20 protein-coding genes are annotated in these 22,287 nt (G+C 33.1%); 17 read left to right on the forward strand and 3 right to left on the reverse strand.

Features of this window, described 5'->3' with window-relative positions; translation table 11 throughout:
• Position 1 precedes the first annotated feature (1 nt).
• The 5 genes from SCB73_RS18860 to SCB73_RS18880 all read left to right on the forward strand — a co-directional run bounded on the left by SCB73_RS18860 (position 2) and on the right by SCB73_RS18880 (position 5,102).
• Positions 2-2,293 carry a histidine kinase dimerization/phosphoacceptor domain -containing protein gene (locus tag SCB73_RS18860; protein WP_320567730.1) on the forward strand — a complete coding sequence of 764 codons (2,292 nt, stop codon included), beginning with the start codon at positions 2-4 and terminating at the stop codon, positions 2,291-2,293.
• Entirely contained in the window at positions 2,290-3,648 is a 1,359-nt protein-coding gene (locus SCB73_RS18865; RefSeq protein WP_320567731.1) for a sigma-54-dependent transcriptional regulator, read from the forward strand. The genes SCB73_RS18860 and SCB73_RS18865 overlap by 4 nt, the downstream gene beginning before the upstream one ends.
• A 4-nt stretch (positions 3,649-3,652) precedes the next feature.
• Positions 3,653-3,943: a GNAT family N-acetyltransferase gene (locus tag SCB73_RS18870; RefSeq protein ID WP_111375989.1), complete on the forward strand. Its 291-nt coding sequence runs from the start codon at positions 3,653-3,655 to the stop codon at positions 3,941-3,943.
• A 188-nt stretch (positions 3,944-4,131) separates the two neighbouring features.
• On the forward strand, positions 4,132-4,752 hold the full coding sequence (locus SCB73_RS18875) for an alpha/beta hydrolase (protein WP_320567732.1): 621 nt from the start codon (positions 4,132-4,134) through the stop codon (positions 4,750-4,752).
• A complete protein-coding gene (locus SCB73_RS18880) occupies positions 4,752-5,102 on the forward strand; it encodes a cupin domain-containing protein (protein ID WP_320567733.1) in 351 nt (116 codons plus the stop codon). Before SCB73_RS18875 ends, SCB73_RS18880 begins: the two co-directional genes overlap by 1 nt.
• Before the next feature lie 8 nt (positions 5,103-5,110).
• Here SCB73_RS18880 and SCB73_RS18885 read toward each other — a convergent pair whose 3' ends face one another.
• Complete coding sequence (locus SCB73_RS18885) at positions 5,111-6,691, reverse strand: sigma-54-dependent Fis family transcriptional regulator (protein WP_320567734.1); 1,581 nt, start codon at positions 6,689-6,691, stop codon at positions 5,111-5,113.
• A 315-nt stretch (positions 6,692-7,006) separates the two neighbouring features.
• Here SCB73_RS18885 and SCB73_RS18890 point away from each other — a divergent pair, with 315 nt between their 5' ends.
• The 6 genes from SCB73_RS18890 (at position 7,007) to SCB73_RS18915 (ending at position 11,928) form a co-directional block, all read left to right on the forward strand.
• Entirely contained in the window at positions 7,007-7,945 is a 939-nt protein-coding gene (locus SCB73_RS18890) for a ring-cleaving dioxygenase (RefSeq protein WP_320567735.1), read from the forward strand.
• Between the two features lie 239 nt (positions 7,946-8,184).
• Positions 8,185-8,691 carry a hypothetical protein gene (locus tag SCB73_RS18895; protein ID WP_320567736.1) on the forward strand — a complete coding sequence of 169 codons (507 nt, stop codon included), beginning with the start codon at positions 8,185-8,187 and terminating at the stop codon, positions 8,689-8,691.
• 315 nt (positions 8,692-9,006) lie between these two features.
• The gene (locus SCB73_RS18900; RefSeq protein ID WP_320567737.1) at positions 9,007-10,026 is read left to right on the forward strand and encodes a leucine-rich repeat domain-containing protein; all 1,020 of its coding nucleotides are present in this window, start codon (positions 9,007-9,009) and stop codon (positions 10,024-10,026) included.
• Between the two features lie 83 nt (positions 10,027-10,109).
• Positions 10,110-10,568 (forward strand): DUF4440 domain-containing protein, encoded by a 459-nt coding sequence (locus tag SCB73_RS18905; RefSeq protein ID WP_320567738.1) that lies wholly within the window; start codon positions 10,110-10,112, stop codon positions 10,566-10,568.
• 83 nt (positions 10,569-10,651) lie between these two features.
• The gene (locus SCB73_RS18910) at positions 10,652-11,110 is read left to right on the forward strand and encodes an SRPBCC domain-containing protein (RefSeq protein ID WP_320567739.1); all 459 of its coding nucleotides are present in this window, start codon (positions 10,652-10,654) and stop codon (positions 11,108-11,110) included.
• Positions 11,111-11,247: 137 nt separating this feature from the next.
• Entirely contained in the window at positions 11,248-11,928 is a 681-nt protein-coding gene (locus tag SCB73_RS18915) for a metal-dependent hydrolase (RefSeq protein ID WP_320567740.1), read from the forward strand.
• Between the two features lie 193 nt (positions 11,929-12,121).
• Here the strand turns inward: SCB73_RS18915 and SCB73_RS18920 are convergent, their stop codons facing one another.
• On the reverse strand, positions 12,122-12,958 hold the full coding sequence (locus tag SCB73_RS18920) for an alpha/beta fold hydrolase (protein WP_320567741.1): 837 nt from the start codon (positions 12,956-12,958) through the stop codon (positions 12,122-12,124).
• 282 nt (positions 12,959-13,240) lie between these two features.
• On the opposite strand from SCB73_RS18920, the gene SCB73_RS18925 reads away from it, so the two are divergent.
• Entirely contained in the window at positions 13,241-14,026 is a 786-nt protein-coding gene (locus tag SCB73_RS18925) for an alpha/beta hydrolase (protein ID WP_320567742.1), read from the forward strand.
• Here the strand turns inward: SCB73_RS18925 and SCB73_RS18930 are convergent.
• On the reverse strand, positions 14,023-15,996 hold the full coding sequence (locus tag SCB73_RS18930) for a sigma 54-interacting response regulator (protein WP_320567743.1): 1,974 nt from the start codon (positions 15,994-15,996) through the stop codon (positions 14,023-14,025). The genes SCB73_RS18925 and SCB73_RS18930 overlap by 4 nt on opposite strands.
• 198 nt (positions 15,997-16,194) lie before the next feature.
• Here SCB73_RS18930 and SCB73_RS18935 point away from each other — a divergent pair, with 198 nt between their 5' ends.
• The 5 genes from SCB73_RS18935 to SCB73_RS18955 all read left to right on the forward strand — a co-directional run bounded on the left by SCB73_RS18935 (position 16,195) and on the right by SCB73_RS18955 (position 22,275).
• Positions 16,195-18,627, forward strand: a complete 2,433-nt coding sequence (locus tag SCB73_RS18935) for a sensor histidine kinase (protein ID WP_320567744.1) — start codon at positions 16,195-16,197, stop codon at positions 18,625-18,627.
• A 170-nt stretch (positions 18,628-18,797) separates the two neighbouring features.
• Positions 18,798-19,568, forward strand: coding sequence for an alpha/beta hydrolase (locus tag SCB73_RS18940; protein ID WP_320567745.1), 771 nt, complete (start codon positions 18,798-18,800; stop codon positions 19,566-19,568).
• A 276-nt stretch (positions 19,569-19,844) separates the two neighbouring features.
• Positions 19,845-20,423, forward strand: a complete 579-nt coding sequence (locus SCB73_RS18945) for a phage tail protein (RefSeq protein WP_320567746.1) — start codon at positions 19,845-19,847, stop codon at positions 20,421-20,423.
• A gap of 68 nt (positions 20,424-20,491) precedes the next feature.
• Complete coding sequence (locus SCB73_RS18950; protein ID WP_320567747.1) at positions 20,492-21,082, forward strand: phage tail protein; 591 nt, start codon at positions 20,492-20,494, stop codon at positions 21,080-21,082.
• Between the two features lie 56 nt (positions 21,083-21,138).
• Entirely contained in the window at positions 21,139-22,275 is a 1,137-nt protein-coding gene (locus tag SCB73_RS18955; protein ID WP_320567748.1) for an ABC transporter substrate-binding protein, read from the forward strand.
• Positions 22,276-22,287: the final 12 nt, after the last annotated feature.

Raw genomic sequence — 22,287 nt, forward strand, 5'->3', positions numbered from 1 at the left:
AATGAATTTTATCCCTCAAATTATTGCCAAAAACCACATAAAACTTTTATGTGCATTTTTTTTATTTTTTTTAGTACAATCAAACGCTCAGACGCAATTAAAAAAGAATCCTAAAGAACTAAAAGTAAGAATTGCCGAAGCAGATAATGATCGCCAAAAAGTTGATTTACTATTGCTTTTAAGTGCTTATTATCTAAACAAAGACCACGAATATAAGGCAGATCTCGATCAAGCCGATAGTGTAAACCTACAGGCCAAACGATTAAGTGCTCAATTAAACTATAAATCTGGAATTGGAAAATCAATTCTCCTTAACGCTCAGATTAATAGAGAAAAAGGAGATTCTGAAAAAGGCTTAAAAAAAGCAAAAGAAGCGCTGCAATATTCCAAACAAAACAATTTAACTGAACTTCAGGCAGATGTTTACTTAGAACTTTCTATGTATGGTGAATCTCTAGATGAGAGAATTAAATACAAAGAAATGGCGATTCCGCTATTGATAAAATTAGGCGCAAAAACTAAGCAGGCGGGCGTTTTAAAAGAAACCGGTGAATTATACCTTATGAATGAAAATGAGGAAAAAGGTTTGGCACTTTTAAAAGAATCGCTTCTTTTGTATCAAACGATAAAATTTCCTCATTTACAAGGTGTCTATAATCTACTTTCTGACGGTTATACCCATACAGGAAATTTTGCCGAGGCTTTGAAGTATTCACTTTTAGCAGAAAAAACAGCCTTAGCGGTACGTGATAGTTCACTACAGCTAAGTGCGATTTACAATCATGTTGGAATGGCTTATCTCAATCTTCAAAAGAAAAATAATGCAGCGGAATATTTTTATAAGGGTCTGGAAATAGCCAAAAAGCATAAAGATACAGATTACGTCAGGACAATTGGCGATAATCTCTGTTCGACATTTATTTTGCAAAAAAAAGGAAATGATGCGCTTAAACTTTTAAAAGAAATGCAGGCAAATTATCCCTCTTATGATGTGGAGAGGCTGATAAAAGAAAATTACCTTTTTCTTGGTATTTACCGAGTGCTAAATAATAATGAAAAAGCCACAGTATACTATAATAAACTGGTAGCTTATTATGGCAAAAATGCCGAAAAAAATGCCGAAAACAGATTGCCGATTCTGAGAAGTTTTGTCCGTTATCATTATCAGTTAAAAAACTATAATGAGTTATACCCACTACTTCATCGCTTAGATTCGCTCGCAACAACAGCAAAAAATACGATAATGCTATCGGATAATTATCTTATCTGGTTTAAAGCAGATTCTTCAAGAGGAAAATACCTGGATGCCATAAAACATTATCAGCTTTATAAAAACATTTTAGATACTATTTATAAAGGTGAGACGAACAGACAGATCAACAATCTTCAAGTACAATATGAAAGCAATAAAAAGGATAAAAATATTAAATTACTAACGCAACAAGCCAAAATACAGCAAATTCAAATTCAGAAAGACAACGTAGTAAAATATGTCTTTATTGGAAGTGTTTTAGTCTTAATTCTCATTCTAGGACTTTTATACAATAGTTTCAGAGTTAAAAAGAAAAAGAACGAAGAACTTGAAATGCAACGTCAGCAAATCAACGAACAGAATGAGCTAAATAAAAAAATGCTGATTGAAAAAGAATGGCTTCTGAAAGAAATTCATCATCGTGTAAAAAATAATCTTCAGATCGTCATTAGCTTATTAAATACACAATCTGCCTATCTGGAAAATGAAGATGCATTAATAGCCATTCAAAACAGCCAGCACAGAATGCATGCAATGTCATTGATTCATCAAAAATTATATCAGTCGGATAATCTTTCAAATATTGATATGTCTTGGTATATTTATGAATTAATCAATTACATGAAAGAATGTTATGATACAGACGGAAAAATCAATTTTGTTTTAGAAATAAAAAATACCTGTCTTGATGTTGCGCAAGCTGTTCCTTTGGGGCTAATTATAAATGAAGCAATCAGTAATGCGATCAAATATGCTTTTCCCTTAGACAGAAAAGGCCGCATTCTTATTTCATTAAAAAACACACAACAAAATGATTATCAGCTAATTATTTCAGATAATGGTGTTGGTCTTCCAGAAAATTTTGACTTTGATGAAACAGATTCTCTTGGTATGAGTTTAATGACTGGTTTGAGCGCACAAATTGACGGGATTTTTGAGATGAAAAATGAAAATGGATTAGAAATCAAAGTCACATTTACAAGAAATAATGAATTTGAAACTATTATTGAAGATTCTGAAATTACCTTAATAACGCAATGAAAGAAAAAATTTTAATTGTTGAAGATGAATTCATTGTTGCAAATGATTTAAAAATCATGTTGCAAAAGGCAGGCTATCAAGTTGTCGGAATTGCTTCTTCTGTTGCTCAGGCCAAAAAGCTTATAGAAGAAAAACAACCAGATTGGGTATTGCTTGACATTATGCTCAAAGGTTCCTTGACAGGAATAGATTTAGCTTGGGAACTTCGCAAAATAAATTTGCCTTTCGTTTACATTTCTGCAAATACCAATCAAACTACGCTAGAAGCTGTAAAAACAACAAATCCCTATGGTTTTCTGGTAAAGCCATTTCGCGAAAAAGATTTAGTTGTAATGCTGGACATTGCAAAATATAAATATAATGAAGAAATTGGAACCTTAGCTCCAATTCACAACGAAAATGAAAACAACGAAATTTCAGAAATTATCGGCAAAAGTCCGCTTTTGCAAGATGTTATCGAAAAAATAAAACTTGTAGCACCAGCCGAGACTTCTGTATTGATTTTGGGCGAAAGCGGCACAGGAAAAGAAAGAGTGGCACATTCGATACACAATCTGTCATCGCACAAATCAAATTCCATTGTAATTGTAAATTGCGCCACTTTAACACCATCATTGATCGAATCTGAGCTTTTTGGGCATGAAAAAGGGGCTTTTACTGGAGCCAATACTTTGCGAATTGGTAAATTTGAACAAGCAGCAAACAGCACCATTTTTCTCGATGAAATAGGAGAATTGCCTTTAGATTCTCAAGTAAAATTATTGCGCGTATTGCAAGAAAAAGAAATTCAACGACTTGGAAGCAATAAAACCATCAAAATCAATGTTCGTGTTGTAGCGGCAACCAATAGAATTTTAGAAAAAGAAGTTGCCGAAGGACGTTTTAGACTTGATTTGTATTATCGTTTGAATGTTTTTCCGATACAATTGCCAACGCTGAAAGATCGAAAGGAAGATATTGAAGCACTTGCATATCATTTTCTAAAAAAATATGCAGGACTAGCAAGAAAGAATGTAAAAAGTATAAGTCCGAATGCTTTAGAAGAATTAAACCATTACGATTGGCCGGGAAATATTCGCGAATTAGAGCATTTAATCGAAAGAAATGTGTTGCTGGCCAAAACAACTGAAATCGAAAAATTTGATCTTCCAATAAAAACTTCAGTTGCTGTCAACCAAGTTGCAGGAACAATAAAATCAATGGAAGAAATGGAAAAAGAACATATTATGAATGCTCTTTTTTTGTGTGAAGGAAAAGTTTCTGGCGCTGGAGGTGCGGCCGAATTGCTAAAAATGCAATCGCAGACTTTATTTTCAAAAATGAAAAAATTAGGTATAAAACAAGGATACAATTAAAAATATGGAAACAATAAAACTAGAATTAGACGAAAAAAAGCACGGTGCTTTTAATCTTTATGTTGACGGAAAAAAATTAGGTGAAATGACGGTTAGCATCAAACCCGATTTATTGACGGTTTATCATACTGGAGTCGAACCCGAAGGTGAAGGAAAAGGATATGCAAAAAAACTTTTAGAAGAAATGGTATCGTATGTTCGTGCCAACAATTTAAAGGTTTTGCCACTTTGTCCTTATGTACACGCGCAATTCAAAAGACATCCAGACGAGTATGAAGATATTTGGAAAAAATAATTTTCCGGATTAAAGAATTTAGCCAAAGTTTGTCATTTCGACGAAGGAGAAATCTTCACGAGAAGCTCGACAAAGATTGGATTTTAGCTACGGAGTTACTTACGAAGATTTCTCCTTCGTCGAAATGACAAGATTGAGTAAAATCTGTGGGAGAAAATAATTTTAGACAACATTCAAAAAAATCCCTTATGAATACAGAAATATTAACAGACGGCGTACCTTTAAACGAAGCTAAAAAAGCTTTGATCATGATTCACGGACGTGGCGCAGGAGCTCATGATATCCTGTCCATTGCAAAACATCTTAAAGTGGATGATTTTGCTTTGGTTGCTCCTCAGGCCGAAAATAGAACTTGGTATCCCTATTCTTTTTTAGCGCCTCTTGATCAAAATGAGCCTTCATTTTCAAAATCATTAGAAGCCATTCATCAAGTTGTTGTAGCCATTCAGCAAAACGGAATTGAAAAGGAAAATATCTACTTTTTAGGTTTTTCGCAAGGAGCTTGTCTTGCTTTAGAATTCACCACTAGAAATGCTGCAAAATATGGAGGCATCGTAGCATTTACTGGCGGACTGATTGGTGATCAAGTTTATGAAAACCATTATGCTGGAAACTTCGAAAACACTCCTGTTTTTATAGGAACAAGTGATCCCGATTTTCATGTTCCTGTAGAAAGAGTAAATGAGACTGAAGCTTTGATGGCAAAAATGGGAGCAGATGTTACAAAAAAAATCTATCCTAATATGGGACATACCATCAGTCAAGACGAAGTCGATTGTGCGAACGCATTAATTTTCAACAAAAAATAATGATTACGATTACTCGCGTTTATAGTGATTCCAACGGTGAAAGTCATTTTGAAGATTTTGAAGTTCCGTTGAAGAACAATGGCGACATTGGCTTTTTATCTGATGATGAACCTGTTAAATCGATCGTTTTTAGAGAAGTGAATCCATCTTATGATTACGATTTTCACAATGCTCCAGACCGTCAATATATAGTTTTATTGGATGGCGGTGTGGAAATTGAAACGTCATTAGGTGAAAAGAGAACATTCCCAACCGGTTCAATATTATTGGTAGAAGACACTACAGGAAAAGGTCACAAAACCAAAAATATTGAACCCAAACTGAGAAAGTCTATTTTTATAAAATTATAATGCTATACTCAGTCTAAAAAGTGTTCTCTTTTAATTCCTATTTTTTGCATTCTGGAAGCAAGAGTTGTTGGCGGAAGTCCTAGCAATTTGGCAGCGCCTTGTGGCCCCGAAATTCTTCCGTTGCATTTTTTAATCACTTTTAAAATATGCTCCTTCTCTACTTCCTGCAATGTTTTAGTATCTAATGTCGTTTCAGAAAAACTTAGATCTGATTTAAAAATTTCAGGAAAAGTCATTTCTTTTATAACCTCTTCTTTGGCAAACAAAATATTTCTTTCGATCATATTTTCCAATTCTCGTACATTTCCTTGCCAAGGATTTGCTTTCATATTTTGGAGCACTTTTTTCGAAAAACCTTTTATTTTTTTACCGATTCTTTCTGAATGTTTTTTTAAGAAAAAATTCGCTAAAACCTCAATATCCTCTTTGCGCTCGCGCAAGGCCGGCAAAAAAATTGGATAAACATTCAAACGATAATACAAATCACTTCTAAACCTTTGCTCGGCAACTTCTTTTTCAAGTGATCTGTTGGTTGCTGCAATCACTCTGGCATTCACTTTTATACTTTTGTTGCCACCAACACGTTCAATCTCCTTTTCTTGCAAAACTCGCAAAAGTTTTCCTTGCAATTCTAAAGGCAACTCTCCTATTTCATCTAAAAAAATTGTACTGTTTTCGGCTTGTTCAAACTTTCCTATTCGTTGTTCCGTAGCTCCGGTAAAAGCGCCTTTTTCATGTCCAAATAATTCACTTTCTATTAAATTTTCTGGAATTGATGCACAATTAACCTTAATCATTTTGTTTTTAGAACTTGGCGACAAATCATGAATTGCCTTTGCAACCAATTCTTTTCCTGTCCCCGTTTCACCAAAAATCAAAACAGTCGAAGAAGAAAATGCCACTTGCGAAATCATGTTGTGAACGTTTTGCATGGCATCGCTATTTCCAATAATTCCATGAAATCCTTCATTTTGTTCCTCAATATTTAATTCCAATTCTTTAGAAGTCTTACTTTTTAATACTGCCAATTCTTGTCGACTTCTTTCGCATTCTTCTGTCAAACTAATATTTCGAATCGTAATAGACAGTTGCATCGCAATTCCTCTTAAAATCCTACCAGATTCTTTGCTGAAAGTTTTGGCTTTTTTGAAGAAAAGAAAAAGCACATTTCGGTTTCCTTTAATATGAGGAAGACAAATTCCGATTCCATCTTTAAAACCTTTTTTACAAACAGTCTGAATATAATCCGGATGATTTTGATTTTCGCTTAAATTGAAAACAACCATTTCGGCAGAATTCAAACAACGATCAAAAAATCCGTCATTCAAAACATATTTTTTTGTTTCGGAAGTTGTATTCGAAGATTGATAAAAGAGTTGATATTCGGTTTCTGCTTCATTTGAAGAAGCCAAAATAAAATCATCAAACTGAAAATTGTCTTTTAAAACATTTTCAACAATAGCATTAAATTCTATTTTATTCGAAACTTGAGAAAGTGATGCGCAGATAGCTAAAATGAGTTTTTGTTCTTTTTCTCTTTCCTGCATTCGGTTTATTAGGATTGCAGTTTGATCTATCGGCTTTTCCATAATGGTATTTCAGTGGTATTTCTTGGCGGTAAAAAAGTAAATTTAAGAAATAGTGTTAATTAAATAACCATCTATTTTCTAAATATACAGTTCACATTCCGTAAAATCACGATATATCGTGTAATCTCAAAACGAACTTTATCTAAAAATCCTTGAATACTAAGACATTAATTCGAGTGGAATGTTATTTGGTTATCGTTTAAAAGTTTCAAAAATGCTTCTATTTCATTTCTTAATCTAGGTTAATCAATGCAGAAGCATAACCAACGTAAATTTGTATAAGAAAATCAAACAACAATTTAATATAAAAATACCATGGAAAATAAAATTTTAGGCTTACACCATATTACTGCAATCGCAGGTGACGCTAAACGCAACTTTAACTTTTATTCAAACATTTTAGGATTAAGATTCATCAAAAAAACAGTGAATTTTGACGATCCAGGAACTTACCATTTTTACTTTGGTGACGAAGTAGGAAGCGCCGGAACAATTTTGACTTTTTTCCCTTGGGGCGAAGGAATTCAGCAAGGAAGAAAAGGTTCTGGAATGGCAACTGAAATTGGTTATTCTGTTCCAAAAGGAAGCTTGGATTTCTGGCAAAAACGTTTTGAAAAATATAACGTAATTTACAATAAACCGGCTGAAAAATTCGGAGAAAAATATTTGACTTTCTTAGATCCAGATGGATTGAAGCTAGAGTTAATCGAATCTAAAACCGAAGACAACAGAAAAGCTTGGGAAACCGACGAAGTAAAAGCAGATGTGGCAACAAAAGGTTTCCACAACATTACGTTGACTTTGAACGATATCAAACCAACTGCAGCAGTTTTAACAGAAATATTTGGTTATAAATTGATTGACCAAGATGTAAACCGTTACCGTTATGCGACTGATGCTGTTGAAAACGCTGCAATTGTAGATCTAGTAGAATTAGCTGATGAAAAACGCGGTTTGAATGCCAACGGAACTGTTCATCACGTAGCTTTCCGCGTTCAGAATGATGAAATTTTGATGAAATTCAGAGAAAAAATCGAAGATTACGGATTACAGATTACACCACAAATCGACAGACAATATTTCCACTCTCTATATTTCAGAGAACCAGGCGGCGTTTTGTTCGAAATCGCTACCGATAATCCTGGATTTACTGTAGATGAAAGCTTAGAAGAATTAGGCAAAAACTTAAAACTTCCAGCACAATACGAGCCTCAAAGAGAAGCGATTGAAGCTCATTTGGTTAAAATAAATTAATTCGCTTACTAAACTGGGTTTAACCCGAATATCACAACTATTTTTTTGAAAAAGCTGTCCTGATTGGGGCGGCTTTTTTTAGTTTTTAGCAAATTTAATCGGATTTTTATTATGTGTTTGTAAATTCTTTTATATTTGGATAATAAAAAAGATACTTATTAGACAAAGCTAACCAAACTAAGTCTGATTAGTCTAGTTTCGTCAGACTTATATATAAGTTATGTGTAATGCTTTAACAAATGTGCAATATAGAACCTACTTTTATCGAAAAATATCTACCAATTATTATAACTATAATTGGAAATATAATCTTTTATCTTTGGACAAGTAAATCTATTGAAAAAAGTAAAATTGCCTATGGAGGTCTTTTTAAAGAAAAAGTTGACATCTATAGAGATTTACTAAAAAAAACTTATACAATAAAAAAAGAGTTGTATAGATTTCAATATTTAGGCAGCGTAGAAGAAGGAAAAGAACTGATGCTGAAAATAAATGAATACATTGAATTCTATACTATAAATCAACCTTTTTTGTCAGATGATATGATATCAGATTTAGATAAAATTCGCGCTGAATTTCAAGAAGTTTTTGAAAAATTTTATAAACATATATCAGTTAAAAATTCTGATAACTTAAATGAATTCTTCGAAGCCTCAAATAAATTAAAAATCAATAAACCTTTTGAAGATATTGAAAAGAAAATAATTGCAGAAATGCGAAAAGATCTAAAAGTAAAAAAGTTTTAAACTCAATAGCACTACATACCCCGATCGCGCAGATCTATCACCGCAACTATAGCGCGGATTTGTAATCCGTGCCCGCAAAGATTGGAGAGTATTATTTGTAATTATAAAAAAGTACATTTATTGTGTAACTTTTGCTTTAGTGATTTGTTTTGTGTCTTACTGTTGCGGGCACAGATTACAAATCTGCGCTAACGAACGGTAAATAAAAAAACGTAAATTTTGTTTTTATAATTTGCTTTGTGTCTTACTGTTGCGGGCACGGATTGCAAATCCGCGCGATCGGATTAAGTGATTAAAAATCCTAAATAAAAAACAATGAAATACCTAGTAATCATTTTAATGCTTGTTACATCTTGTCAATCGCATAAAGAGCAATTGAAAACCAAAAAAAATGATTTACCTGAGTCTGAACCTGTAGAGCTAACAATTGCAGGTGATAATGAAGTGTTTTCACATTCCAACAGCGCTGTAACAATGTCTGTTCCTCCTGAAAATCTTCGAGGACTGAAAGTTTACAAAACCATTTCAGAGGCGATGAAATCTCCAACAGAAGTTCAAATTTTAGATTTGTCTTCTCAATCTTTGACAAAAATACCTGAGGAAGTCAAACTTTTTACTAACCTTAAATCACTAAATCTAGCATTTAATGACATTACCGAGATACCTGAGTGGATTTCAACATTCGATAGTTTAATAGAATTAAACGTGATGTTTAATGAAGTGCCCTCAATTCCTTCGTCCATTGTAAAAATGACAAATCTTACTCATCTGTATTTAGAAATGAACAAACTTACGGAGCTTCCTCAAAATATAGGTAAACTTAATAACCTAATAGTTTTTGAGTGTGCAAATAACAAAATAAAAGAACTTCCGAGTACTATTGGCGACCTAAAAAACTTATATCGTTTGGAAATCTCCAGTAACGAACTTACTTCACTACCCGTTACAATAGGAAATTGTTCTAACTTGGTATATTTACGCTTTTCTTACAATAAAATTTCAGAATTGCCAACGTCAATTGGAAATTTAAAAAAATTGACTTGGCTCTATTTTGATAAAAATTTGATTTCTAAATTACCCGCAAGCATTGTTGATTTAACAAGTTTGGCCTACTTTGGTCTTGATAGCAATAAAATAGAAGAACTGCCCGATAATTTTGGAAAACTACCTAATTTATATGGCTTTGTAATGGACAACAACAATCTTACAACCTTACCCGAATCATTCTTTACTATGAAATCTTTAGGCGATATTCATTTTAAAAACAACAAGCTTAGCAGTCAAATTAAAAATAGATTAAAACGAAAGTTTAAAGGTATACCACTATATCTATAACGCGCTCCAAGAAGTGCTTCTTAAAAAACGCTACGTAAATGTCTATGCCTTTGTGTAATCATTATTAATCAAAAAAACAAAAAATGAAAAAACTCCATACCCTAATTTTCGTGATATGTTTTACAACACTATCATTTGGACAAAACACAACCAAAACCGACAAATCAAAAATTGAACGATTAATCATTGAATCTTTTGATGAAATTTGGTCTAAATTAGATTCTAAAAACATTGATAAATACTACACAAAAGATTTTATTCTTTTAGAAAATGGAGAAATATGGAACAATAATACTATTGCAAATTATTTAGACAAGGCTCTACTTGATAAACCGATTCCGAAACGAGTGAATTCAATTGAAATTATTGAAGTAAAAATTTTAAACGGAATGGCTTGGGTTGCATACAAAAACCACGCAGTATTTTCATTTGAAGATAAAACAAGTAAAAAAGTATATTGGCTGGAAAGTGCAACCGCAATTTTAACTAAAAACGGATGGAAATTGCAAATGCTGCATTCAACCAGAGCGAAAGATGAATAAAAACAACCAGCAATAGCGAGATTCCAAAAAAAATAAGTTACTAAATAACGAACTGATTTATAAACTTTTAAAACAAAGAAGCCATGCAAAAATTACAATTTAAAAAAGAAATAAATGCATCTGCTCAAAAAGTATATGAAACGATGCTCGGCTTAAAAGACAAAGCCACTTATGAATATTGGACAGCAACCTTCAACCCTACTTCTACTTACGAAGGCAGTTGGGACAAAGGAAGCAAAATCCTTTTTGTTGGAACAGATGAAAACGGTAAAAGAGGCGGAATGGTGTCGGAAATTGCAGCACACAAACCTGCCGATTTTGTTTCCATTCGGCATTACGGCTTTATAGATGGAGACACTGAAGTAACCACAGGCGAGCAAGTCGAAAAATGGGCTGGCGGACATGAAAATTATAGTTTTCAGGAAAATAATGGCATTACAACCGTAACCGTAGAAATGGATGTTATTGATGACTATTTGGATTATTTCAATAGCATGTATCCAAAGGCAATGGATAAATTAAAAGAAGTTTCAGAAAAGTAAAAAACTCATTTGATTTTATATCAAACACATAAAATAATTGAAAAAGCTGTCACAAATCTGTGCCGCTTTTTTTATTAAAATCCGCTGGCATATTTCTTGAAAATAAGATTGATTATTAACTAATTAAATCTTTAATTATGAAAATTACCTATTACGGACATTCGTGTTTTTCGGTTTATGCCAATGGAAAACATATTCTTTTTGATCCTTTTATTACACCAAATGAATTAGCAAAAGATGTTGATGTTGACGCCATAAAAGCAGATTATATTTTCATTTCGCATGCGCATTACGATCATATTTTAGATGTTGAACGAATTGCAAAAAATACTGGAGCAAAAGTGCTTGGAAATTTTGAAATCTATAACTGGCTTTTAAAAAACGGAATCGAAAATGCACATCCTATAAATCCAGGCGGAAAATTTGATTTTGATTTCGGAACTGTAAAATGTGTTATTGCGCAACATCCAAGCAGTTTTATGGACGGCTCTTATGGCGGTATCGCATGCGGATTTGTGCTTACAACTTCTGACGGAAACTTCTATTACAGTGGCGATACTGCGCTTACTTTAGACATGCAAATTATTCCAAAATTTACTAAACTTGATTTTGCCGTTTTCCCAATTGGCGACGGGCTTACAATGGGAATTGAAGAAGCTATTGAAGCTTCAAAACTTGTGGGCGTGACTAAAGTTTTGGGGGTTCATTACGACACTTTTGGCTTCATAATTATGGACCATCAAAAAGCGCTGGATGCTTTCAAAAATGCAAATCTTCAGCTTTATTTGCCTAAAATAAATACTTCAATCGATATTTAATTTAGAGCATTTTTCTCTGTTATATTACGCTAAAAAAGGCTTTTTAGCGAAATATCATTTATCCTTTTTGCTGAAAAAATTTGTTCATAAAAAATAATCATAAAAAAAGGAATAGTCGCAGAAACTATTCCTTTTAACACATACTATTTTTTATAGAATTTCAATCCTATGCGTGACTGAAATTCTAAATTTATTATGTGTATTTTACAAAATTAATGATCTGTTTTGAAGTCAGTTCTGGATATTGATGGTGTGGCGCATGCCCCGTTCCAGAATGAACAACCAGCTGAGCATTGGACATTTGATTGAAAAATGAATACCAATTTTCTACTGCAAAACTAATATCGTGATCGCCGCAAATGATCAAAATTGGTGTTTTAGTCTTTTTGATTTGTTCTCTAAAATTCAAAACATCTTCTCTAAAACTGTCGCCTCCGCCAAAATACAATTGAAAAACATCCATGGTCGAAGGAATTTTTTCAACCTCAATTCTTTTATGAATCCTGTCGTGCGACGCTTTTGCTGCCAATCGGCTTGACTCTGATTTTGGTTCAAAAAACAAAACAATTTCGTCGTCAAAATCATTTAAAGGTTTTAGGGCTGCATCATAAAAAGCCTGCTCAATTGGAACCAAATTTGTTCCCGGCGGATTTGTACCAACCAAAACCGCATGCGTCACAAGATTAGGATATAATAAAGTCGCCGCTTGAGCCACCAATCCGCCGTAAGACCATCCTAAAACTGCAATTGTATCCAATTTCAAAAAATCGGCAAGGTCTTTAACATCTTTGGCAACAATCGTCAAATCGGGTGCTAAACTGCCTGTTGAAGAACCAATTCCGGAATAATCAAATACAATAACATTGAACTTTTCTGCCATCAATGCCACAAATAATGGATCCCAAGTATCGAGAGTTCCTCTAAAACGGTTTACAAAAAATATCGCTTTCCCTTTTCCGTACGAACGGTAAGCAATTTTACGATCGCCGGCATCGGCAAAACGTGTTTCTGCATCATAAATTTTTTTCATAATTATAATTTAAAAATTGCTATCATTTTTTTGAACTAAGGCGGGCAAAGATTAAACCAAAATACAAAACACTTTAAAACAAGGCATTAAGAAACCTTTATCTTATTTCAAATTATGATATTTCAATAATTAAAACTTCTTTTTAACGATATATAATAATTTCAAAATGTCCTTTAACAAGAATGCTTTTATAATCAATACTTTGAAAAAAAGGCATTCCTTTTGTTTTTGCAAACCAAATTAATATTGCTTTTTTAAAAACAATCTTAACGAGGTAAGCTTATGTATTTATCTAGCAAAAAAACGATTATGTTTATTACGGGGGCGTTTGTTAGTCATTCTTGTTGGGAAGAATGGATCGTTTTTTTTAAAAGCAAAGGATACAAAACGGTTGCGCCGCCTTGGCCTTATAAAAATGAAACATCAGAAACTTTAAGACAAACAAATTCCAACTCTAAAATTGCCACTCTTCGGCTTGACGATTTGGTAGAGTATTATGCTGAAATTATTGAAAAACTGCCTGAAAAACCTATTTTGATTGGTCATTCCTATGGCGGACTTTTAACACAATTATTGATTCAAAAAGAACTAGTTTCTGTTGGAGTTTGCATGCACACTATTCCTCCAGCCGAAGTTGTTTATTTCAGCTTTTCCTTTTATAAAACAATTTGGAGCACTGTTTCTTTTTTTGATTCGGCAAATAAAGCGTATATGATGCCTTTCAAAAAATGGCAATTTTATTTTACCAATGAAATGTCATTTGAAGCACAAAAAGAAACATACGAAAAATTAGCCATTCCAGAGTCTAAATTAGTTTTAAGAGCTGTTTTATCTTCGGCTTCAAAAATAGATTTCGCAAAAAAACATTGTCCTTTATTATTCGTGTCTGGTTCCAAAGATCATTTTATCAAAGCTTCAATTCAGCATTCAAATTTTAAAAAGTACAACAATATACATTCGATAAGTTGCTACAAAGAATTTCCAGAAAGCAATCATCTGGTTTTGAAACAGGAAAATTGGAAAACTGTTGCGGAATTTATTGCGAACTGGCTCGAGAAAATTGCTTAGCTGATTTCTCTCTTAATTTCCAATTTCTTTATTTTCGAATTCAACGTTGACGGATGAATATCTAAAATCTCTGCTGCGCCACCAGCACCAGAAATTTTTCCGTTGCATTTTTTTAGAATATAAAGAATATAATCGCGCTCATTTTCTAGAATAGTTTTGATAGAAAATGGTTCAGCAGTTTGTTCCGGATGCATTTTTGCAGACATCGAAAGTTCAATTTCTTTGATTGTATTTCCTTCTGTCAGCAAAATGGCACGCTGCATTACGTGTTCTAGTTCTCTAATGTTTCCTGGCCAATTGTAATTCATGATTTGCTGCAACGCAAAATCAGAAATAATTGGAGCTTTGCGGCCCAGTTTTTCACTATAAACTTTTATGAAATAATTGGCCAAATCTGGAATATCTTCTTTTCGTTTTTTTAGAGAAGGAACAAGAATCGGGAAAACGTGCAAGCGATAATACAAATCCATTCTAAATCTTCCCGCCGCAACTTCTTCTTCAAGATTTTTATTTGTTGCGGCAATAATTCGAACATCGATTTTTAAAGATGAAGATCCACCAACACGCTCAATTTCTCTTTCCTGCAAAACACGCAACAATTTTACTTGAAGTTCTAACGACATTTCGCCTATTTCATCCAAAAAAACAGTACCGCCATCAGCAAGTTCAAATTTGCCAATTCTGCGATCAAGCGCACCCGTAAAAGCGCCTTTTTCGTGCCCGAAAAGCAACGATTCGGCAAGATTTTCAGGAATAGCGCCACAATTAATGATAACGAATGGTTTGTCTTTTCTTGGAGATAAAGCGTGAATGCTTTGGGCAATTTTTTCTTTTCCCGTTCCGCTTTCACCTAAAACTAAAACTGAAGTATCAGATGGAGCTACTTTGCGTATGTAATTGAAAACAGAAATCATTTGCGAGCTGTTGCCTATAATTCCTTCAAAACCTTCTGTTGTTTTTATGTTTTTTGTCTGTTTAATTTCAGTTTTTTGAGCAACTGAATTAAAATCTTGTTTCGAATAAATTTTATTGATAAACTGAGAAAAAGTATGCTCAAGAGAACACAAGAGTTTTAAGTTTTCTTGAGAATACACATTTAAATTCCTGCTGTAAAAAGTAAAATGATAACGCTGAATTGATGCAACCATAATAGGAAAAACCAAATACGATTTGATTCTAAAACTGTGAGCAATAAGTGCTTTGATAGGCGCTTCCTGAAGATTATTGATTAACGATTCTTCACTGTAAATAATCGGCTCCGTATCTTTCTTCGATTTGTTGTAGGTTTCGTTTAATTCTTTTTCAGAAACTGCCGCAATTTGCGAAAGCTTTTTTGAGTCAATAATTTGGTACAAATCTATATTTTTCCGAATAATCCCAAGATTGTCATAATTTGTAGCTGTTACAAATCCTGTTTCTAAATAATCAAAAGGAATATAGGTTTGAATTATTTTTCCAAAAGCCAGCAATGCTTCTTCTTTTTTTAAATCCGAATTTATAATTTCTGTAATTTCCTTTTGAAGCTGGAATTGTTGCATCAACTGGGTTTCCAAACTATATTGCTGACGATAAAACGCAATTTCCAGAGTTGTGAGAACATCTTGATCGCGAAAAGGTTTTACAATAAATCCGTAGGGTTGTGTCATTTTAGCCTGATCCAGAATGCTTTTGCTGGAATTGGCCGAAATGAATATAAACCCAATATATTTTTCTTTGAGATAATGCGCCAGTTCAATGCCAGATTTGCTTCCTTTTAACATGATATCTAAAAAAACCAAATCGGGTTTTTCGCTCTCAATTTGCTCCAAGGCCTGATCAACCGAACGCGCAATTCCTGTCACTTCATAGTTTGCCTTTTCGAGAATTAACTGTAAATCATGTGCCTCAATAAATTGATCTTCTACAATTAAAATTTTTTTTTTAAAATTAGATTCGGGCGAATTTTCAGCATAACCAGAAGCCATTTTCATTTTTGTGGTATTTTTAGTGTTATTACAAATCTAAAACATTGAGATAAAATTACTTAATTAATCGAACTAAATTAACTTTTTTACCAAATAAAAATCATAAAAATAACTTTTAATGTGAATTTTCTTGATATTTTTTCAAGCAATCAGTTGCGTTTATTTTTATATTTGTTTCACCAAAAACCTAAAAATAAATCCTTTATGAAACTTCGCTTTACTTTCTATTTGATTTTATTGAATATTTTCCTCTCTTCGGCACAATCTCCATCTGTTTTAGGTTATGATTTGAAGAAAAAAAGACTGTTGATTCAGTTCTGCTCCATGTATTTATATAATGCCAATCAAGGCACAATTGACGCTGATAGTTCTGTTGTATTGGCTTGCAAAGCTTATAAACTTCCACTTTCACTTGCCTATGACGAAGGTTTTAATAATGGCGAAAATGGTATTGGAAGTGATTTAATTAATAAAGGTAATATTGATTCGGCTAAAAGACTTTTGGCGAAAACAAAAAATGAAGATCATATCAAACTCTTATATCAGCTTTCTAATTATTATCTTTTTAAACCCGGTTCAAAACCAGACGACCTTCAAAATGCCAAAAACTTTATAGATCAATCTGTTGTTGCAGCAAATAATCTAAAAATCAAAAAATGGCAACATGAAAGTTTGTTATTGCTTGGAAAATTCTATTATCAGGCAAATAATCAAACCGAAGGAAATAAATGCTTTTTGAAAGTCATTGAGGAATGCAGAAAACAAAATAATCAATTAGGTCTTGCTCGGGCCTTAGATGCGTATGGGACAGTTTTATTCAATTTAGATCCTCAGAAAGAAAAAATATTGCAAGAAGCAATTTCAATTTACGCTTCATTAAAAATGGAGGAAAAAAGAATCGAGAACTACGCAAAAATCACAACCATTTATTTTTGGGGCGGAAAAATAAATGAGGCAAAAAAAAGGCTTTATCAAAATCTCGTAGATCTGCGAAAAATTAATTTTACCCACCAACAATTTACGGAGACCACAATTGCCTTTATTGGCATAAATCAGAGCGATCTTAAAGTTGCCCTTTATTATGCTTTAAAAAGCGTAAAAAGAATGGAAGCAGAAAAAGATTTCACACTTGGTGATGTTTACTACATGCGACTTGGTGATGTTTATAATATACTCGGCCACACTGAAGAAGCATTGGAAATGTACGATAAAAGTATCGAAATTGGTCAAAATACTTTAAACAGTGGATCTTGGTACAAAAGTTTTTTTGGTGCTATCGCGGCATTATCCGAAAAAGGAAAAAATAAGGAAGCCATTGATCATGTCAATACCATGACTGCAAAATATCCTCCTAATAATACCTTTGACAAAATGTGTATTGCCTATATTAAAGCGAATTGTTATGAAAAGTTAAAAGATTATACAAAAGCTGAGAAATATTTCAAGGAAATGGATTTTTATGCTAAACAATTGAAAGGCAGCGAAACCGCAAGAGAAATTATTCATCAGTATATTTTTATGAGTTTATTTTATGCGAACCAAAACAAGTTAAAAGAAGCCCGATTTTATGCTGATAAGGTTATGGAACTTCGCAAGACTTATAGAAAAGATTACAATTCTGAAGGTTTTCAGGTATTATTATTCCGTTTGGATTCTCTTGATGGAAACTATAAAGGAGCCTTGAAACACTTTCAAAACTTTAAAATTGTAAGTGATTCTATGTTTAGAAGCAAGAAAAACAAAGAAATAGAAGAACTTAAAATTGCTTACGAAACTGAAAATAAAGAACAAAAAATCAAACAATTAGATAAAGAAACCGATTTGCAGGAAACGGCCTTAAAGAAATCAAAATTACTGAACATCGTTTCCATATCCAGTTTGGTTTTATTGGTATTATTAATTGCATTATTATACAATAGATACCGTTTGAAGCAAAAAAATAATGCCGAATTGGAATTAAAGGAAAAAGAAATTAATCAGAAAAACATCAATCTTAGACATTTGCTCGACGAGAAAGAATGGCTTTTGAAAGAAATTCATCATCGTGTTAAGAATAATCTTCAAACCGTTATAAGTCTGCTCAATTCACAATCGGCATATTTAGAGAATGATATGGCGCTTTCGGCAATCAAAAACAGCCAGCATCGTATTCATTCGATGTCGTTGATTCATCAGAAATTGTATAATTCAGAGAATATTTCGACCATCAATATGCCTAATTACATCAAAGAATTGGTCGAATATTTACGTGAATCTTTTTCACTTGGACAACGAATTCGCTTTGATTTGAAAATCGATCCATTGGAATTAGATGTCGCGCAGGCAGTTCCTCTTGGATTAATTTTAAATGAGTCGATTACAAATTCAATTAAATATGCTTTTCCAGATGATAAAAGCGGTATGATTTACGTGACTTTGGTGCCCACTTCTGAAAACAAATACCTGCTGACAATTGCCGACAACGGAATTGGTTTTGACGCAAATATCAGCGCCAAAAAAATTAATTCATTCGGATTGAGTTTGATAAAAGGCTTAAGCGACGATTTAGATGCTGATTTCTCAATGGAAAACAAAAACGGAACCATACTTAAAATTGAGTTTTCAAAAGAATTTCCAATTAATCATAAAAGAAGATAATTTGATAGCGAAATCTCACTAATCTAAATTTGTTTAGCGAAATATAGCGCTTTTAAATGATAACAAAATCGTACAAAACCACTGTTTGCTACTACTTAAGCCGTGGCATATAAATTGGTTTCTTTCTTTAGAATAGCAGAAATTCTAACATTAATCAAATAAAAATAATCATGTCAAAATCAAAAACGATTGTACTTATTCACGGAAATTTTGTCAATGATAAAACTTGGACCGATTGGAAAAAGTATTATGAACAAAAAGGATATACGGTTTATACACCAGCAAATCCTGGACACGACGGTGATCCTGCAGAATTGAGAGCAAAAGTTCATCCAAATCTAATTCAAACTGGATTTATAGATATAGTTAACAATATCAGCAAATTAATCGATTCTCTACACGAAAAACCTTTAGTAATAGGTCACTCAATGGCGGGAATGGCTACTTTGAAATTAGTAGAATTAGGAAAAGCTGCTGCAGGGGTAAGCATTAATGGCGCGCCACCAAAAAATGTTTTTCCTCCATTTCAAACTTTAAAAACAGTAATACCTGCATTTGGTTTCTTTTCATCAAACAAATATTTTATGGGAAGCAAAAAATGGTATGATTATGCTTTTTTCAATACGATTCCGGAAGCAGAGAAAAGAAAAGCGTTTGAGAAATTTGCCGTTCCAGAAAGCTATAAAGTGAGTCGAGAATTGGTTTTAAATTCTTTTTCGAATATCAATTTCAAAAAATCGCATGAGCCTATCTTATTTGTTGGAGGTGGCAGTGATCATATCTTCCCTCCTAATCTTACAGAAACTATTGCCAATAAATATAATGAACAAGCTGGTCGCGTTGATATTAAAATATTTGATGGCAAAAGTCATTTTATTTGTGGAGAACCCGGATGGGAATCTGTAGCCGATTATATTCTTAATTGGTACGAAGCACTCTAAATATTATATTCAACTAAAAAAAGCAACTAGGCTTTTGTCAAAAATTTTCTTGACAAAAGCCTTTTTTATTTATCGGCTTAGCCAAAAAACAAAAAATAATCCGCTTAAATACACATAAAAGACAGTTTGTTACAAAATAATTACAAACCACTGATTTACAGTTAAAAATTAACATTGACGTAATACATTTACTATAAAATCACGTATTTATACGCATTCATATAACATTGAAAATGAAGTACTTTGCTTAATCAAAAACTTTAAAACAAATTTATTATGGATGAATACATGGGAACCATTAAAGTTTTCGCCTTTCCTTTTGCTCCAAAAGATTGGGCACTCTGCAATGGTCAAATTATGTCAATCGCGCAAAATAGTGCTTTGTTTTCCTTACTAGGAACTACTTTTGGAGGTGATGGTATACAGACTTTTGCACTACCAAATCTGCAAGGAAGATCTATTGTTGGACTTGGCACTGGTCCTGGCTTATCACCAATTGCTTGGGGTCAAGTGGCCGGAACGGAAACCTCAACTATCACTACTGCAAGCATGCCAGGCCACATGCACCCTATCACTGCACCTGCTGCAGTTGTTTCTTGTTCTATTAACGCTTTATCGGGAGGCACCATAACTAACGATTGTGATAGTGGCTCGAACTCTTTTGCAAGCGGAGGTGCAACTGCAAACATTTACTCTGAACCGAATGTAAATTATACCAAAGTTGGTGGAGTAACAAACTCAGTTAGTGGCGCAACTTCCTTTGCTGGAAATAATGTTCCAGTTCAAATCAGAAACCCATATTTAGCGATTAATCATTGCATCTTATTAAGTGGAGTTTACCCATCCAGAGACTAGTGCAATAGCAAATCAACAAATAACTTTTATTCTCAAAAAAAATAATTAACCAATTAAATAAAAATATCATGGACGAATATTTAGGAACCATAAAAGCATTTGCATTCAATTTTCCACCAAGAGGATGGCAATTATGTCAAGGCCAAATTGTATCAATAGCTCAAAATACGGCATTATTTTCCTTAATTGGAACTTATTATGGTGGCAACGGACAAACAACATTTGCATTGCCAGATTTAAGAGGACGTTCTATCGTTCATCCAGGTCAAGGACCAGGATTATCACCAATTTCTTTAGGTGAAGTTGGTGGAGTTGAAAACGTAACTTTAACTATAAATAACTTACCAGCTCATAATCACGCTTTAGTATCTGGCAGTGGCTCAGGGCAAGTTGCAGTTGCAACAACTATTAATGCATTAAACGGAGGTACCATTACTAACGATTGCGACAATGGTTCAAACTCTTTTGCTAGCGGTGGTGCAACGGCAAATATGTACAGTGAACCAGGAGGAACTCCAAGTGCCGTTGGCGGTATAACAACTACTATTAATGGTGCTACTGGTCTTGCCGGAAACAGCAATCCTATTGGCATCAGAAACCCATATTTGGGTGTTAACATGAGTATTTGTGTATCAGGAATTTTTCCACCAAGAGATTAATAATAAATTATAAAAACAGAGGCAAAAACACCTCTGTTTTTTAAATAGTACTTATTATGAATAAAGATATTAAAATTGGTCTTCTTATTCCAAAATCACAACAATACCCAACACTAGATCGAGATTTTATGAGAGGATTAAAACTTAACAATCTCGACGTAAAATTTTATGTGGAAAGTATTGGAATAGGTGCCAATGAAAAAATAATAATAGAGAAAATCCAAAAATTAAATCTTCAGGAAGATATAAATATTATAGTTGGTTTTTTTGGACATTATAATATGACGCAGGTTTTTGAATATACTTCAAACAATGACATTCTTTTAATTGCCGCAGATCTTGGCGCTACAATGCCATATGGAACATCGGCTTATAAAGGCGTTTATTTGAATTCATTAGGCTTGACCGAATCTTGCTACCAGTTAGGCAAGTATCTGACAACAAAAAAATATACAAAAATTGCAAGTGCAACTTCTTATTATGATTCAGGTTATGGCATGTTATCAGCCATAGAACATGCTTTTACTGAAAGTACTAATTTTTCGGGACATTATATAACTCCCTTTATTCCAAGAGAAGACGAAGCGATACATATGAATCAACATATTACAGCTCAGGAACCTGATGCTGTTTTTGCATTTTACAGCGGCTTATACGCTGAAGAAAATGCCGACTTCATTAATCAAAATAAGATTACTCAAAAATATCCTTTTTACGTAACTCCATTTTTTATCAACAACAAAATCTTAGAACAGTACCAAAACAACCCTCATGAACTCTATGTAGTAGGCTCATGGATGCAAAATAGTAGCCAAGATTCAGATTTTGAAACAGAATACGAAAAAACATATGCGGCAATTCCCACTGTTTTTTCGGTTTTAGGTTATGAAAACGGACTAATCTTGAAAAACATTCTTATTGAATCCAATTTCAATACCAATACATCCAACTTAATAAATTATGTCAATAAAGTAAATATTGAAGGCCCTCGAGGAACAATTCAATTCGATCAGGATACCAACAGAACGATATTTAACAACCATATATATAAATTAAATTCAGACCCCTTAAGTAATATAGGCTTTGAGAAGATAGAAACATTAGTAAACGAAGGATCTTTTGTCAAAGCAATTACTTCTTATAAAGAACCTGTCCAAATTACGGGTTGGCAAAACGCTTACTTATGTCATTAACTTAAATCGTAT

The sequence above is a fragment of the Flavobacterium sp. KACC 22761 genome, assembly GCF_034058155.1.
Lineage (GTDB): Bacteria > Bacteroidota > Bacteroidia > Flavobacteriales > Flavobacteriaceae > Flavobacterium.

Bases quoted from the DNA above. Each gene is read 5' to 3' on its own strand.
- SCB73_RS18875 (WP_320567732.1), top strand. From the start codon at position 4,132: ATGAATACAGAAATATTAACAGACGGCGTACCTTTAAACGAAGCTAAA.
- SCB73_RS18900 (WP_320567737.1), top strand. From the start codon at position 9,007: ATGAAATACCTAGTAATCATTTTAATGCTTGTTACATCTTGTCAATCG.
- SCB73_RS18870 (WP_111375989.1), top strand. From the start codon at position 3,653: ATGGAAACAATAAAACTAGAATTAGACGAAAAAAAGCACGGTGCTTTT.
- SCB73_RS18940 (WP_320567745.1), top strand. From the start codon at position 18,798: ATGTCAAAATCAAAAACGATTGTACTTATTCACGGAAATTTTGTCAAT.
- SCB73_RS18935 (WP_320567744.1), top strand. From the start codon at position 16,195: ATGAAACTTCGCTTTACTTTCTATTTGATTTTATTGAATATTTTCCTC.
- SCB73_RS18955 (WP_320567748.1), top strand. From the start codon at position 21,139: ATGAATAAAGATATTAAAATTGGTCTTCTTATTCCAAAATCACAACAA.
- SCB73_RS18895 (WP_320567736.1), top strand. From the start codon at position 8,185: ATGTGCAATATAGAACCTACTTTTATCGAAAAATATCTACCAATTATT.
- SCB73_RS18885 (WP_320567734.1), bottom strand. From the start codon at position 6,691: ATGGAAAAGCCGATAGATCAAACTGCAATCCTAATAAACCGAATGCAG.
- SCB73_RS18880 (WP_320567733.1), top strand. From the start codon at position 4,752: ATGATTACGATTACTCGCGTTTATAGTGATTCCAACGGTGAAAGTCAT.
- SCB73_RS18915 (WP_320567740.1), top strand. From the start codon at position 11,248: ATGAAAATTACCTATTACGGACATTCGTGTTTTTCGGTTTATGCCAAT.
- SCB73_RS18910 (WP_320567739.1), top strand. From the start codon at position 10,652: ATGCAAAAATTACAATTTAAAAAAGAAATAAATGCATCTGCTCAAAAA.
- SCB73_RS18950 (WP_320567747.1), top strand. From the start codon at position 20,492: ATGGACGAATATTTAGGAACCATAAAAGCATTTGCATTCAATTTTCCA.
- SCB73_RS18905 (WP_320567738.1), top strand. From the start codon at position 10,110: ATGAAAAAACTCCATACCCTAATTTTCGTGATATGTTTTACAACACTA.
- SCB73_RS18925 (WP_320567742.1), top strand. From the start codon at position 13,241: ATGTATTTATCTAGCAAAAAAACGATTATGTTTATTACGGGGGCGTTT.
- SCB73_RS18930 (WP_320567743.1), bottom strand. From the start codon at position 15,996: ATGAAAATGGCTTCTGGTTATGCTGAAAATTCGCCCGAATCTAATTTT.
- SCB73_RS18920 (WP_320567741.1), bottom strand. From the start codon at position 12,958: ATGAAAAAAATTTATGATGCAGAAACACGTTTTGCCGATGCCGGCGAT.
- SCB73_RS18890 (WP_320567735.1), top strand. From the start codon at position 7,007: ATGGAAAATAAAATTTTAGGCTTACACCATATTACTGCAATCGCAGGT.
- SCB73_RS18865 (WP_320567731.1), top strand. From the start codon at position 2,290: ATGAAAGAAAAAATTTTAATTGTTGAAGATGAATTCATTGTTGCAAAT.
- SCB73_RS18860 (WP_320567730.1), top strand. From the start codon at position 2: ATGAATTTTATCCCTCAAATTATTGCCAAAAACCACATAAAACTTTTA.
- SCB73_RS18945 (WP_320567746.1), top strand. From the start codon at position 19,845: ATGGATGAATACATGGGAACCATTAAAGTTTTCGCCTTTCCTTTTGCT.